The organism is Streptomyces thermocarboxydovorans (assembly GCF_039524635.1).
Classification (GTDB): Bacteria; Actinomycetota; Actinomycetes; order Streptomycetales; family Streptomycetaceae; genus Streptomyces; species Streptomyces thermocarboxydovorans.
Window position 1 is genome coordinate 64,860 of the sequence record NZ_BAAAGU010000007.1, and the last position, 12,771, is coordinate 77,630.

Below are 12,771 nucleotides of genomic sequence, written 5' to 3' on the forward strand. Positions count from 1 at the left end.
CGTGCCGCCTCACCGGGCGCGGCGAACCAGGACCGGGAGGTGGCCGGCGGAGCACAGGGTCACCTCGCCCTCGTCGGCGGCGACGACCAGGTAGCAGCAGGTGACCAGCTGGTCGGGGACGTCCAGGTCGGCCACGCAGGTGTCCAGGGTCTGCATCAGCCCCTGGGGCTGCATGCCGGTCTTGGCCAACGCGTGGGCCGCCGAGCGCAGTTGACCCATCACGGCGGCCGCCTCCAGGCCGCGGCCCATCACATCGCCGATCAGGACACCGACCCGGCCGGCGCCGAGCGGGACGAGGTCGAACCAGTCGCCGCCCACCCCGGCGCCCTGGGTGGCGGGCCGGTAGCGGCTGGCGGTGACGAGTTCGGGGACGGCGGGCGGCGTGCCCATCAGGCTGCGCTGCAGGGTGAGGGCGACATGGCGCTGCTGTTCGTACAGCTCGGTCAGCTTCGCCTCGGCCCGCTTGCGGTCGCTGATGTCGCGGACGATGGCGCAGGCGCCGATGACCGTGCCGTCCGGGGCCCGCCGCGGCCACACGGTGACGTCGACGTCCAGCAGGGCGCCGCTCTTGGTGACGCGCAGGGTCTCGAAGTGCTCCACCTTCTCACCGCGCCGCAGGCGGCTGAGCAGCGCGGTGACCTCCTCGTGCCGGTCGTCCGGGGCGAGCAGGGACACATGCCGGCCCGTCGCCTCGGCGGCCGTGTATCCGTACAGCCGCTGGGCGGCCGTGTTCCAGTAGGTGATGTACCCGTCGAGCGTCTTGGCGAGGATGGCGTCCTGGGAGGACTCCACCAGCGAGGCCAGTTCGCTGATGCGCTCCTCGGCGGCCTTGCGGTCGCTGACGTCGCGCACGGCGGCCGACACGAGCAGCCCTTCGGTGGTCTCCAGGGGGCTGAGGCTGATCTCGACCGGGAACTCGCTGCCGTCCCGGCGCAGTCCGTACAGGTCCAGCCCGGCCCCCATGGGACGGACCTGCCGGTTCGCGGCGTAAGCGCTGCGGTGCTGCGTGTGGTGACCGCGCAGCCGGTGCGGGACGAGCAGTTCGACGGACTGGCCGAGGAGTTCCTCGCGCCGGTAGCCGAAGAGCGCCTCGGTCTGGGCGTTGACCAGCTTGATGGTTCCCGTGTCGTCGACGATGACCATGGCGTCCGGTGCCGCTTCCAGCAGCCCGCGGAAACGCTCCTCCGCGGTTCCCGGCGCGCCGGGCTGCGAGGGGATCACCTGGGTGCCCGGTTCCCGGGCGGCGACGGGACAGGTGGCCGTCGCGTCGGTCTTGTTCTTCATGTCGGACCCAGCCGTGCTGCCGCCAGTGGTAAGGGCCCATCCCAGCACGCACGGACGCGGGCCACGCGGGCTTGTCGCCAACTGTCGCTATGGGGCCGAACCTGACGGTTCGGTGAGCGGCGGGGGCAGCGAATGGTCACTCGGGGTCCATTACCCGAAAGGTAATCGACCGCCTGTGCGGTTGCTGCCATGATCGGCGGCATACGGATTCCGACCGACCGATCGACCGGAGGGGCACCATGACCGCCTACGCCATCGCCCGGCTGCACCGGGTCACGCCGCATGCGGACGTCGCCGAGTACATCGAGCGCATCCAGGGCACCTTCGAGCCGTACGGCGGTCGTTTCCTGGTGCACGGCAGGCAGCACGAGGTGGTGGAGGGGGACTGGCCCGGGAATGTCGTGATGATCGCCTTTCCGGGGATCGCCGAGGCGCGGGCGTGGTGGAGCTCCCCCGCCTACCGGGAGATCGCCCCGCTGCGCACCCGGCACAGCGAGGCCGACATCGTCCTGGTCGAGGGCGTCCCCGAGGACTACGACCCGAAGGTCACGGCCCAGGCCGTGCGGGAGAGCCTCGACGTCGGGTGAGACGACACCGGGTGAGGCGGTCCCGGTCGCCGAGCTGGAGGGGCACGAGGGCGTAGTCGCCGGCCATGCCGCTGCCCGCCCATGCTGCCGCGGCTGGTGACCAGGACGCAGCAGCGGGGGGTGCCCGGCAGCAGCGGGCGGATCTGGGAGAACGAGCGGGCGTTGTCGAGGACGTTCAGCACCCGCCGGCCGTCCGGCACGCTGCGGAACAGGGCGGTGCGTTCCACCTGGTCGGCGGAGATCTGCGGGCCCGGCACGCCGGGGGCGCGCAGGAAGCGGTGGAGGACGGCGCTCGGCTTGCGCGGGGCCTGCTCCTCGTCGTAGCCGTGTCGGCGAAGAGCTGCCCGTCGGGAAAGCGGGCGTGCACCTGGTGGGCCCAGTGGACGGCGAGGGCGGTCTTGCCGACGCCGCCGGTGCAGGTGATCGATCCCGCTCGATGCGCTCCCGCGCCGTCAGCTTCCCCTTGGCGTGCTGCGCCGCCGTCGCCTTCTCGCCCGGGCCGGCGAGAACGTCGCGGCGGATGCGGTCGAGCTCGGCGATCCACTCGTGCAGGGTCATCACCGGCTCCCTTGCCGGATCAGCACCGTCCTGGGCCACGGCGAGAAGCCGTTTCTCCACGCGTTCCAGGGATTCCCGCAACCGGCGTTCCAGTTCGGCGTCGTGCAGGGGGATCCGGTCGAGCAGGCCGCTGGTCTCCCGGATTTCGCCCGGATGTCCGCCGTGGTCCCGCTCAGCTGCCGCACGCTCATCGGAAACCCTTCCGACACGGGAGGGGTGGCGGATGCGCACATTCGGATCACCACTGTCCGTACCGGTCCCGGAGCGCCTCAACTGCGCTGACATGAAGGTGCTGCACGGCGGGTCCTCCCGCGGGGAACGCAGACCGTCAGCTTTCTGCCACATTCCGGGCGACCGCCCCGCAATCGCGGGCGCGAGGTTACGTTTCCTTCCGGAATGGTCCGCGTCGAACTTTTCTGAAAGGAACGGGAATTGCGTATCCGAATGGCTCTCGGCACGATGCTCGCCGCCGCCGTGCTCACCGTCATGGCGCCCGCCGCACGGGCGGCCGGCGGCGACGAGGCACGGCCCACCGAGCGGTCCTGCGGCACGCTGCGGCTGACGGGCTCGCTGCCGGTGCCGCCCGCGGGGATGGCGGTGGAGCGGGAGGTGTCGATCGGCGCGGACTGCACGGCCCGGTACGGCACGGTGCGGATGGTGCCGGCCGGCAAGGCCGAGGGCGCGGCGGCCCGGACCATGGCGGCGGCGTCCGGCACGAAGAAGGCAGCGTCCGGCGCGACGGCGGCGTCCGGCACGAAGGCGGCGTCCGGCACGAAGGCGGACGGCACTCACCGGGTGTCGAGCTGGAACGAGATGTACGACTGCTGCAACATCCGGATGACCGGCCTGTACACGGCCTCCGAGTGGACCACCGGCGGCAGCCGGGTCGCGGCCGCTTCGACCGGGGCCACCCAGCAGTTCAACCGCGAGCCGTGGAACGCCGGCTGGTCGCTGGTCTCGGCCCGCAGCGACACCGACTGCAGCGCCGACTGCGCGGTCTCCCGCACCGAGGCGCACGCGGACTTCGGCTACCGGGGCATCTTCGACCCGACCGGCTCCTGGTACGCCAACACCCACCACTCCTACGTGGACCTCGCCGCCGACGGCACCGCCTCATGCCGCTTCGACGTGGAGGCGCGGCACACCTTCGCCGGCTGGAACTGGCGCCACGGCTGCGCCTGACGGGCGGCGGCAGCAACCTGTCACGGACGCGGCAGCGGTGCGACGGCGCTTCCTGCACTCGCCGGGACCTTTTCAGTCTCGCCCGCCGTGCCGGGGCAGGACGGGCACGTCGCCCGCTGGTGGATCCCGGACCCCGAGTGCGCCTCCCTGGGCGTCCTCTGAGCACCCCCGGGCGACTTCTCCCCGGTGAGACCAGTTCGCCGCCCTCCTCGGACACCACGGACTCGATGCGGCCGAGTTCGATGCCGGCGGCCCGTTCGCTCCCCAGGGTGGCGCAGAACGTGCCCCCGGCGGCCATGGGGTTCAGATAGCGCGCCTTCAGCTCCTCGCTGCCGTACAGCTGCACCATGCTGGTGCCGAGCACCGAGATGAAGAGGGTGAAGGCCGCTCCGGCGTCGCCGTATCGACCGCGTCGGCCTCGGCCGGGGTGAGCCCGGCGGAGGCGAGGGCGTGGCGGATGACGCGTTCCTGGGAGGGGCCGTTGGGTGCGGTGAGGCCGTTGCTCTCGCCGTCCTGGTTGACGGCGCTGCCGCGCGGCACGGCCAGCACCCGGCGTCCCTCGCGGCGGGCGTCGGACAGCCGCTGCAGCACCAGCACGCCGACGCGCTCGGACCAGCCGGTGCCGTCGGCGTCGTCGGAGAACGCCTTGCAGCGGCCGTCGGCGGCCAGCCCGCCCTGCCGGGCGAACTCCACGCGCCCCGGTGGCGGCTTGTCACCGGGCCGTGACGCGAACTACTGTCACCACGCCTTGGTGACGGGAAACCGGTGTGATGCCGGTGCGGCCCTCGCCACTGTGATCGGGAAGTCCGGCTCCGGTCCTCACGGACAGCCACTGGGTCTTGGGACCCGGGAAGGCGGAGCACGGGCGGTGGTACCCGTCAGCCAGGAGACCGGCCAAGGCACGTCAACCATCCACGAGGTGCTGGAGAGGGTCTGCTGAGCCATGCACATAGCCGAGGGTTTTCTGCCACCGGCGCACGCGGTCGCCTGGGGCGTCGCAGCGGCGCCGTTCGTGATCCACGGAGCCCGGTCGCTCATCCGTGAAGTGAGGGAACACCCCGAGAGCACGCTGCTGCTGGGCGCGTCGGGAGCCTTCACCTTCGTTCTGTCGGCGCTGAAACTGCCCTCGGTGACCGGGAGTTGCTCCCATCCCACCGGTACCGGGCTGGGAGCGATCCTGTTCCGGCCGCCGGTGATGGCGGTGCTGGGCACCATCACCCTGCTGTTCCAGTCGCTGCTGCTCGCCCACGGCGGCCTGACCACGCTGGGCGCCAACGTGTTCTCCATGGCGGTCGTCGGACCCTGGGCCGGTTACGCCGTGTACGGGCTGCTGCGGCGCTACGACGTGCCGCTGATGGCCGCCGTGTTCTGCGGCGCGTTCCTCGCCGACCTGTCGACGTACTGCGTGACCAGTGTGCAGCTGGCGCTGGCCTTCCCGGACCCGGGCAGCGGATTCCTGGGCGCGCTCGGCAAGTTCGGCTCCATCTTCGCGGTGACGCAGATCCCGCTGGCGGTCAGCGAGGGGCTGCTGACCGTGCTGGTGATGCGGATGCTGGTGCAGTCCAGCAGGGGCGAACTGACCCGGCTGGGTGTGCTGGTGGCCGGGGCGGGGTCCGCCCGCACCGCGGAGCGGAAGGCGGTGGCCCGGTGAAGCGCGGCACCCGGATCAACCTTCTGCTGCTGCTCGCGGTGGCCGCGCTCGCCGTGCTGCCGCTGGTGCTCGGGCTCGGCGACCACAAGGAGGAGCCGTTCGCCGGGGCGGACGGGGAGGCGGAGACCGCGATCACCGAGCTGGACCCCGACTACGAGCCGTGGTTCTCCCCGCTGTACGAGCCTCCGTCCGCCGAGATCGAGTCGGCCCTGTTCGCCCTGCAGGCCGCGATCGGCGCCGGGGTCCTCGCCTACTACTTCGGTCTGCGGCGGGGCCGCCGCCAGGGCGAGGCCAGGGCGCTGGTCCGCACCGAACCGGAGCACGAGCCCGCGGGCGACGGGGGCGGCGGCGACGAGACCGCGTCCCGGCCGCGGAGCTGACCGGGTGCTGTCGATCGACGCGGCGGCGCACAGCAGTCGCTGGCGCCGCCGGCATCCCGTGGACAAGGCGGTGCTCGGTCTTGGCCTGACGGTGCTGGCGATCTCGCTGCCGCCGTGGCCGGGCGCGGCGCTGGTGATCGCGGCCGCGCTCGTCGGGCTGCTGGGGCCGGCGGGCGTGCCGGCGCGGCGGCTGTGGCGCGCCTGGCGGGTGCCGCTGGGCTTCTGTGTCACCGGGGCGCTCACCCTGCTGGTGCGGGTGGGCGGGCCCGGCGGTTTCCTGGCGCTCGCCGGCGACGGGCCGCTGCGCGCCGGGGAGTTGCTGCTGCGCACCTCGGCCGCCTCGCTGGGCGTGCTGCTGTTCGCGTTCACCACCCCCATGTCCGATCTGCTGCCCCGCCTGGTCCGGGCCGGGGTGCCGGCGCCGCTGGTGGACGTGGCGCTGGTGACGTACCGCATGAGCTTTCTGCTGCTCGACTCGGTGCGGCGGATCCGGGAGGCGCAGGCGGCCCGGCTGGGGCACACCACCCGCGCGGCCACCTGGCGTTCGCTCGGCGGTCTCGGCGCCACCGCGTTCGTCCGGTCCTTCGACCGGGCGGCCCGGCTCCAGGCGGGACTCGCCGGGCGCGGCTACGACGGCACCCTGCGTGTGCTGGTCCCCGAGGCGCGCGTCTCCGTCCGCTTCACGGCGGCGAGCCTCGCCCTGCTGGCGGCGCTGACCGCCCTCACCTTCGTCCTGGAAAGGCCCCTGTCGTGACCGAACCGGCCCTGGTCGCCCTGCGGGGCGCGTCGTTCGCCTACGAGGACGGGCCGCTGGTGCTCAGCGGCCTCGACTTCGAGGTCCCCGAGGGCCGCGCGCTGGCGCTGCTGGGGCGCAACGGCAGCGGCAAGACCACGCTGATGCGGCTGCTCAGCGGCGGACTGCGACCGCTGGAGGGCGAGTTGACCGTCGGGGGCCGGCCGGTGCGTCACGACCGCAAGGGGCTGACCCGGCTGCGGACCACCGTGCAGCTGGTGGTGCAGGACCCCGACGACCAGCTCTTCGCCGCCTCCGTCGGCCAGGACGTGTCGTTCGGGCCGCTGAACCTCGGGCTGCCGGACGAGGAGGTGCGCGCCCGGGTGGCCGAGGCGCTGGCCGCGCTTGACATCTCCCACCTCGCCGACCGGCCCACGCATCTGCTGTCCTACGGGCAGCGCAAGCGGACCGCGATCGCGGGCGCCGTCGCCATGCGGCCCCGGGTGCTGATCCTGGACGAGCCGACCGCCGGTCTCGATCCCGACGGCCAGGAGAGGCTGCTGGCCACGCTCGGCCGGCTGCGGGCGGGCGGCACGACGGTGGTGATGGCCACCCATGACGTGGACCTCGCGCTGCGCTGGGCCGACGACGCCGCGCTGCTCACCCCGTCGGGTGTGCGCACCGGTCCGGCCGGTGAGCTGCTGGCCCGCGCGGATCTGCTGGCGGAGGCGGGGCTGCGGCTGCCGTGGGGTGTCGCGGTGGGGCAGTTGCTGCGCGCGCACGGGTGGCCGGCGGACGGGGGCGGGCCCCGGACACCGGAGGAGCTGGCCGCGCTCGCCGCGGCACACGCCACCGACCGATGAGTGCGGGGCCCTCCGCAGCGGCTCCGGATCCCGGCATCTGCCGGTGCCGGGAACCGGAACCTCCCCCGTGCTCCCCGCGCCCATGGTGCCCGTACACCGGCCCGGGCCGCATTGCCGGATTCCGGCAGCGTTCATTAGGGTCAGCCTGCCGGTGGGAGGCCAGGGGCGTCACACGGGCGTCAGGATCACGGGGGCCGGGGGAGCATGGTGGAGCGGGAGATTCCGGAGCAGTATCTCGAGGGGTACGCCCGTCTGCTCGCCGATGTGGCCGCCACCGGCCGGCGCCTGACCCGGGACGAGCTCTCCGCCCGCCGGGCGCTGGGCGAGCGGGCCGCGGAGGCCGGCTACGGCATGCGTGCCCTGGTCCGCGCCCATCTGTCCGCCGCCCGCACGGCCTGGCCGCGCGGCAACGGTTCGGTGGACGACGCGCTGGCGGCCGTCCAGCAGGCGGTGGACGCCTTCGCCGAGGGCTACGAGCGCGCCCAGCGGCTGGCGGTGCGCCAGGAGGTGGCCGCGCGCCGGGAGTTCATCGACGACCTGCTCTACGGGCGCAGCGACCTGGGCCGGCTCGCCGAACGCGCCGAACGCTTCGGCCTGCGCCTGTCCCACGCGCACGCCGTGGCGGTGGCCCGCGGCCCCGCCGCCTACGACGAGGGCGACGCCGTCCCCCGCCAGGTGGAGCGTGCGCTGATCGCCCGTTTCGGTGACCGCCATGTGCTGCTCAGCACCAAGGACGGGCGGCTGCTGTGCATCGCGCCCAGACACCAGAAGGAAGTGCTCACGGTCTTCGCCAAGCAGGCGCACGCCGCCACCGACGGCGGCCAGGTGGCCATCGGGCGGGCGCACAGCGGGCCGGGCGGGGTGGTGCAGTCCTACGAGGAGGCCTTGAGCGCGCTGGAGATCGCCGAGCGGCTGGAGCTGGACGACCCGGTGCTGCACGCGGCCGACCTGCTGGTCTACCCCGTCCTCGCGCGCGACCGGCAGGCCATGACCGACCTGGTGCACCACGCCCTCGGTCCGCTCACCAAGGCCCGCGGCGGTGCCCGGCCGCTGCTCGACACCCTGACCGCCTACTTCGACTCCGGCTGCGTCGCCGCCGAGGCCGCCCGGCGGCTGTCGCTGAGCGTGCGGGCCCTGACCTACCGCCTGGAGCGCATCCACAAGCTCACCGGCGCCAATCCCGCCGACCCGGCCCAGCGGTACATGCTGCAGACCGCGGTCATCGGCGCACGTCTGCTGGGCTGGCCGGCCGACGGGGAGTGAGCGCGGCCGGCCAAGTGGGCGTCCGTCGGGCGGCGGGCAGGCATCGGCAGGGCCTCCGTCAGGCGGCCTTCAGCTCGACGCCCTTCTTCTGGACGGCGTGGATGACCGGAAGCGGCAGGCCGGCGAAGGAGCGCAGCTCGGTGACGGTGGCCTCGGCCTCCACCTTGCCCGGCCGCACGGTGTCGGCGTGCACCGAGCCGGTGTTCTTCCAGGTGCGCAGGGTGCCGTCGCACACGGCCCCGGTGCCGCCGATGCCGTAGCGGACCGTGGAGCTGCCCTGGTGGACGGAGGAGCTGACGAAGGCCGGGCCGGTGGCGCCGGTGCAGCGGTAGGTGCCGGAGAGGGTGATCTTGCCGTCGTCGGTGATCCGGCCGGTGGCGCTGACGGTGACGGTCTCGCCGGGCGCGGCCGCCGCGGCGGCCGGGGGCGCGGCGACGACGGGGCCGAGCAGCAGCGCCGCGCCGGCCGCGGCGGTGAGGAGGGGGCGCAGAGACATGGGGAACCTCCCGATTGGAGCGACAATCCGACCTGTGGGGGTTCCAGCAGTACCCGGCGGGCGGGGCGGCGCCCGTCATCCTCACCCCTTCGGTGGCGAGTCCGCATCGGCCGTCGGAGAACGGTCGCGGGAGTGTCCGGAAGCTGTCACGTTTCCCGGCGGGCCGTTCCGCGGTGCCCCTGACGGGCGCATGGTCGAGGTGTACGGCCCATCCGGATCGTCACGACGTGGAGGTGCGCCATGTGTGCCCACCGGTCTTCCTGCCCCCGCACCGACTCCCCGGCCCCGCACGTGGTGGCCGCCCACCCCGAGCAGGGCTGGAGCCTGCTGTGCGACGGCTCGATCGTCTTCGACGACACGGGCGAGCTGCTGCCGGACGGCAGGGTGATCGCCCCGCACCGCGCCCCGGCCGACCGCCTCGTGGTCGCGGCCTGATCACCGGCCCGCCGCTCAACAGACCCGGGCGACAGGCCTCAGGGCAGCACGGCGAAGCCGTCGAGTTCGACCATCGCCTGTTCGTCCCAGAGCCGGACGACCTCGACGACGGCCATCGCGGGGTAGTCCCGGCCCGCCGCCTCCCGCCAGATGCGGCCCAGTTCGCGGGCGTGCCTGCGGTACTCGGCGACATCGGTGGCGTAGACGGTGACGCGGGCCAGGTCGGACGGGGTGCCGCCGGCCGCGCGCAGCGCGGTGAGGAGATTGTCCAGCGCCCGCTCGAACTGCTCGGGCAGGGTCTCGCCGGTCACCTTGCCGTCGCCGTCCAGGGCGGTCTGGCCGGCCAGGAAGACCACCCGGCTGCCGGTGGCGACCACGGCGTGGGAGAAGCCGGTCGGCGGGGACAGCTCGGGCGGGTCGATGCGCTCGCAGGTCACCGGTCGGCCTCCAGATTCTTGTACAACTCCTTGGCGATGATGCCCCGTTGGACCTCGCTGGCCCCTTCATAGATCCTCGGCGCGCGGACCTCGCGGTAGAGGTGCTCCAGCAGGTGTCCGCGCTGCAGGGCGCGGGCGCCGTGCAGCTGGACGGCGTGGTCGACGACGTACTGCGCGGTCTCGGTGGCCAGCAGCTTCGCCATGGCGGCGCGCTTCGGGACGTCGCCCTCGCCCGCGTCGTACGCCGTGGCCGCCGCGTAGACCATCAGGCGGGCGGCCTCGGTGCGCAGCGCCATCTCGGCGACCTGGTGGGCGACGGACTGCAGGTCGCTGAGCCGGCCGCCGAACGCCTCGCGGCGGGCGGTGTGTTGGAGGGTGGCGTCCAGCGCCGCCTGGGCCATGCCGACGGCGAACGCGCCGACGCTGGGCCGGAACAGATTGAGTGTGCCCATCGCGACCCGGAAGCCGCCGTCCACCTCGCCCAGGACGTCGGCGGCGCTCACCGGAACGCCGTCGAAGCCGAGGGCTCCGATGGGGTGCGGGGAGAGCATGTCGAGGCCGGTGCCGGTCAGGCCGGGCCGGCCGGCGGGGACCAGGAAGGCGGTGACGCCGCGCGCCCCGGCGCCCGGGGTGGTGCGGGCGAAGACGGTGTAGAGGTCGGCCTCGGGGGCGTTGGAGATCCAGCACTTCTCGCCGGTGAGCCGCCAGCGGCCGGGGCCGTCCGGGTGAGCGGTGAGCGACAGGGCGGCGGCGTCGGAGCCGGCGCCCGGCTCGCTGAGCGCGAACGCGGCCACGGCGCTGCCGTCACCCACCTGGGGGAGCCAGCGCTCCTTCTGTTCCGGGGTGCCGTGGGCGTGCACGGGGTGGGCGCCGAGGCCCTGGAGGGCGAGGGCGGTCTCGGCCTCGGTGCAGGCGTAGGCGAGGGACTCCCGCATCAGGCACAGGTCCAGGGCGCCGGAGGTGAACAGCCGGGGCAGCAGGCCGAGGGCGCCGAGTTCGGCGACCAGGGGCCGGTTCACATGGCCGGGTTCGCCCTTGTCGGCGAGCGGTCGCAGGCGTTCGGCGGCGAGCGTGCGCAGTTCGGCACACCAGGCGCGTTGTCCTGGTTCGAGCGAGAATGCGGTCATCGCCGGTCCCCTCTCTCCCCGTGGGGGTCTGTCCCCGTGGGCCGCCCGGAGGCCTGCCGCCCGCCGGTCGCGCCTGAGCTCATCGAGGTTATCGCGGACCGTTGACTGCCGTCACCAACACGATACGCTCCTTCCCTGCGAGCCCACCACGCCGAGGGGGCGAATCGTCATGAATCCACGAGCCACCGCGCACGTCGACACCTTCGCCCGCGACCACCTCCCGCCACCGGAACAGTGGCCCGAGCTCCGCTTCGACCTGCCGGAGCTGCAGTACCCCGAACGGCTCAACTGCGCCGCCGAACTGCTCACCGGGCAGCCCGGCGACCGGCCGGTGTTCCGCACCCCCGACGGCGGGAGCTGGACCTACGACGAGCTGCGCGCCCACGTCGACCGTCTGGCGCACATCCTGACCAGCGACCTCGGGGTCGTCCCCGGAAACCGGGTGCTGCTGCGCGGCCCCACCACCCCCTGGCTGGCCGCCTGCTGGCTGGCGGTGCTGAAGGCCGGGGCGGTCGCCGTGACCGTGCTGGCCCAGCAGCGCGCGCACGAGCTCAGCACCATCTGCCAGATCGCCCGCGTGCAGCACGCGCTGTGCGACATCCGCTCGGTCGACGACCTCGCCAAGGCCGAGGTGCCCGGTCTGCGCATCGCCACCTACGGCGGCGACTCCCCCGACGACCTGCTGCACCGCCCGGCGCCTTCCACGCCGTTCCAGGCGGTGGACACGGCCGCCGACGACGTGGCGCTGATCGCCTTCACCTCCGGCACCACCGGACGGCCCAAGGGCTGCATGCACTTCCACCGGGACGTCCTCGCCATCGCGGACACCTTCTCCCGGCATGTACTGCGGCCCCTCCCGGAGGACGTCTTCGCCGGGTCCCCGCCACTCGGCTTCACCTTCGGCCTCGGCGGTCTCGTCGTCTTCCCGATGCGGGCCGGAGCGAGCGCCCTCCTGCTCGAACAGGCGCATCCCGCCCAGCTGTTGCCCGCGATCGCCGAGCACCGGGTGTCGGTGCTGTTCACCGCGCCCACCGCGTACCGGGCGATGCTGGACCAGCTCGACGGGCACGACATCTCCTCGCTGCGCCGCTGCGTCTCGGCGGGCGAGAACCTGCCCGCGGCCACCTGGCAGGCCTGGTACGAGCGCACGGGGCTGCGCATCATCAACGGCATCGGCGCCACCGAGCTGCTGCACATCTTCATCTCCGCCGCCGACGAGGACATCCGGCCGGGCACCACCGGGGTCCCGGTGCCCGGCTGGCAGGCGCGCGTCCAGGACGCCGACGGCAACCCCGTGCCGGACGGCGAGCCGGGCCTGCTCGCGGTGCGCGGACCGGTCGGCTGCCGCTACCTCGCCGACCCCCGCCAGCAGGAGTACGTGCGCGGCGGCTGGAACATCACCGGCGACACCTACGTCCGCGAACCCGACGGCTACTTCCGGTACGTGGCCCGCGCCGACGACATGATCATCTCGGCCGGGTACAACATCGCCGGGCCGGAGGTCGAGGACGCGCTGCTGCGCCACCCGGACGTGATCGAGGCGGCGGTGGTCGGACGGCCGGACGAGGACCGCGGTCAGGTGGTGGTGGCGTACACGGTGCTCAAGGAGGGCGGCGAACGGGACGCCGAGGCGCTGCGGGAGTTCGTGAAGTCGGAGCTGGCGCCCTACAAGTGCCCGCGCGAGATCGTCTTCCTGGACGCGCTGCCGCGCACCGCCACCGGAAAGCTCCAGCGCTTCCGGTTGCGCGGCTGACCAGGTCAGACACGGGCGGCCG

Annotated in this window: 14 protein-coding genes, 1 pseudogene and 1 riboswitch; of the genes and pseudogenes, 10 read left to right on the forward strand and 5 right to left on the reverse strand. The window is 73.5% G+C overall.

What is annotated here, in order from left to right; genetic code table 11:
* Positions 1 to 9: 9 nt before the first annotated feature.
* Positions 10 to 1,284, reverse strand: coding sequence for a PAS domain S-box protein (locus tag ABD198_RS04730; RefSeq protein WP_343998061.1), 1,275 nt, complete (start codon positions 1,282 to 1,284; stop codon positions 10 to 12).
* Between the two features lie 239 nt (positions 1,285 to 1,523).
* Here ABD198_RS04730 and ABD198_RS04735 point away from each other — a divergent pair, with 239 nt between their 5' ends.
* The 3 genes from ABD198_RS04735 (at position 1,524) to ABD198_RS04745 (ending at position 3,611) form a co-directional block, all read left to right on the forward strand.
* Entirely contained in the window at positions 1,524 to 1,871 is a 348-nt protein-coding gene (locus ABD198_RS04735) for a DUF1330 domain-containing protein (protein WP_343998062.1), read from the forward strand.
* A 468-nt stretch (positions 1,872 to 2,339) separates the two neighbouring features.
* On the forward strand, positions 2,340 to 2,711 hold the full coding sequence (locus ABD198_RS04740; RefSeq protein ID WP_343998063.1) for a hypothetical protein: 372 nt from the start codon (positions 2,340 to 2,342) through the stop codon (positions 2,709 to 2,711).
* A gap of 162 nt (positions 2,712 to 2,873) precedes the next feature.
* Positions 2,874 to 3,611 carry a hypothetical protein gene (locus ABD198_RS04745; RefSeq protein WP_343998064.1) on the forward strand — a complete coding sequence of 246 codons (738 nt, stop codon included), beginning with the start codon at positions 2,874 to 2,876 and terminating at the stop codon, positions 3,609 to 3,611.
* 402 nt (positions 3,612 to 4,013) lie between these two features.
* On the opposite strand, the pseudogene ABD198_RS04750 reads toward ABD198_RS04745, so the two are convergent.
* Positions 4,014 to 4,310, reverse strand: a pseudogene (locus ABD198_RS04750) (beta-ketoacyl synthase N-terminal-like domain-containing protein); the annotation flags it as partial.
* Positions 4,311 to 4,343: 33 nt separating this feature from the next.
* Positions 4,344 to 4,524, forward strand: a riboswitch (cobalamin riboswitch).
* A 30-nt stretch (positions 4,525 to 4,554) separates the two neighbouring features.
* Here ABD198_RS04750 and ABD198_RS04755 point away from each other — a divergent pair.
* The 5 genes from ABD198_RS04755 to ABD198_RS04775 all read left to right on the forward strand — a co-directional run bounded on the left by ABD198_RS04755 (position 4,555) and on the right by ABD198_RS04775 (position 8,501).
* Positions 4,555 to 5,262 (forward strand): energy-coupling factor ABC transporter permease, encoded by a 708-nt coding sequence (locus ABD198_RS04755; protein ID WP_343998066.1) that lies wholly within the window; start codon positions 4,555 to 4,557, stop codon positions 5,260 to 5,262.
* Complete coding sequence (locus tag ABD198_RS04760; protein ID WP_343998067.1) at positions 5,259 to 5,642, forward strand: energy-coupling factor ABC transporter substrate-binding protein; 384 nt, start codon at positions 5,259 to 5,261, stop codon at positions 5,640 to 5,642. Before ABD198_RS04755 ends, ABD198_RS04760 begins: the two co-directional genes overlap by 4 nt.
* Before the next feature lie 4 nt (positions 5,643 to 5,646).
* Positions 5,647 to 6,396, forward strand: a complete 750-nt coding sequence (gene cbiQ / locus ABD198_RS04765) for a cobalt ECF transporter T component CbiQ (RefSeq protein ID WP_343998068.1) — start codon at positions 5,647 to 5,649, stop codon at positions 6,394 to 6,396.
* The gene (locus ABD198_RS04770; RefSeq protein WP_343998070.1) at positions 6,393 to 7,238 is read left to right on the forward strand and encodes an energy-coupling factor ABC transporter ATP-binding protein; all 846 of its coding nucleotides are present in this window, start codon (positions 6,393 to 6,395) and stop codon (positions 7,236 to 7,238) included. The genes cbiQ and ABD198_RS04770 overlap by 4 nt, the downstream gene beginning before the upstream one ends.
* 204 nt (positions 7,239 to 7,442) lie before the next feature.
* Positions 7,443 to 8,501: a PucR family transcriptional regulator gene (locus tag ABD198_RS04775; RefSeq protein WP_343998071.1), complete on the forward strand. Its 1,059-nt coding sequence runs from the start codon at positions 7,443 to 7,445 to the stop codon at positions 8,499 to 8,501.
* Between the two features lie 58 nt (positions 8,502 to 8,559).
* Here ABD198_RS04775 and ABD198_RS04780 read toward each other — a convergent pair whose 3' ends face one another.
* Entirely contained in the window at positions 8,560 to 8,997 is a 438-nt protein-coding gene (locus ABD198_RS04780; protein ID WP_343998072.1) for a DUF6299 family protein, read from the reverse strand.
* A gap of 240 nt (positions 8,998 to 9,237) precedes the next feature.
* Between ABD198_RS04780 and ABD198_RS04785 the strand changes: the two genes are divergently transcribed.
* Complete coding sequence (locus ABD198_RS04785; protein WP_343998073.1) at positions 9,238 to 9,432, forward strand: DUF5999 family protein; 195 nt, start codon at positions 9,238 to 9,240, stop codon at positions 9,430 to 9,432.
* Positions 9,433 to 9,470: 38 nt separating this feature from the next.
* Here ABD198_RS04785 and ABD198_RS04790 read toward each other — a convergent pair whose 3' ends face one another.
* Together ABD198_RS04790 and ABD198_RS04795 are read right to left on the reverse strand one after the other, a co-directional pair.
* Positions 9,471 to 9,869: a RidA family protein gene (locus tag ABD198_RS04790; RefSeq protein WP_343998074.1), complete on the reverse strand. Its 399-nt coding sequence runs from the start codon at positions 9,867 to 9,869 to the stop codon at positions 9,471 to 9,473.
* The gene (locus tag ABD198_RS04795) at positions 9,866 to 10,996 is read right to left on the reverse strand and encodes an acyl-CoA dehydrogenase family protein (protein ID WP_343998075.1); all 1,131 of its coding nucleotides are present in this window, start codon (positions 10,994 to 10,996) and stop codon (positions 9,866 to 9,868) included. Before ABD198_RS04795 ends, ABD198_RS04790 begins: the two co-directional genes overlap by 4 nt.
* A 169-nt stretch (positions 10,997 to 11,165) precedes the next feature.
* On the opposite strand from ABD198_RS04795, the gene ABD198_RS04800 reads away from it, so the two are divergent.
* Complete coding sequence (locus ABD198_RS04800) at positions 11,166 to 12,749, forward strand: AMP-binding protein (protein WP_343998076.1); 1,584 nt, start codon at positions 11,166 to 11,168, stop codon at positions 12,747 to 12,749.
* The last annotated feature ends 22 nt before the right edge of the window (positions 12,750 to 12,771 follow it).

What these genes read in the sequence shown, in the direction of transcription:
- ABD198_RS04800 (WP_343998076.1), top strand. Translation starts at nt 11,166, where the DNA reads ATGAATCCACGAGCCACCGCGCACGTCGACACCTTCGCCCGCGACCAC.
- ABD198_RS04730 (WP_343998061.1), bottom strand. Translation starts at nt 1,284, where the DNA reads ATGAAGAACAAGACCGACGCGACGGCCACCTGTCCCGTCGCCGCCCGG.
- ABD198_RS04745 (WP_343998064.1), top strand. Translation starts at nt 2,874, where the DNA reads ATGGCTCTCGGCACGATGCTCGCCGCCGCCGTGCTCACCGTCATGGCG.
- ABD198_RS04755 (WP_343998066.1), top strand. Translation starts at nt 4,555, where the DNA reads ATGCACATAGCCGAGGGTTTTCTGCCACCGGCGCACGCGGTCGCCTGG.
- ABD198_RS04785 (WP_343998073.1), top strand. Translation starts at nt 9,238, where the DNA reads ATGTGTGCCCACCGGTCTTCCTGCCCCCGCACCGACTCCCCGGCCCCG.
- ABD198_RS04795 (WP_343998075.1), bottom strand. Translation starts at nt 10,996, where the DNA reads ATGACCGCATTCTCGCTCGAACCAGGACAACGCGCCTGGTGTGCCGAA.
- ABD198_RS04780 (WP_343998072.1), bottom strand. Translation starts at nt 8,997, where the DNA reads ATGTCTCTGCGCCCCCTCCTCACCGCCGCGGCCGGCGCGGCGCTGCTG.
- ABD198_RS04735 (WP_343998062.1), top strand. Translation starts at nt 1,524, where the DNA reads ATGACCGCCTACGCCATCGCCCGGCTGCACCGGGTCACGCCGCATGCG.
- ABD198_RS04775 (WP_343998071.1), top strand. Translation starts at nt 7,443, where the DNA reads ATGGTGGAGCGGGAGATTCCGGAGCAGTATCTCGAGGGGTACGCCCGT.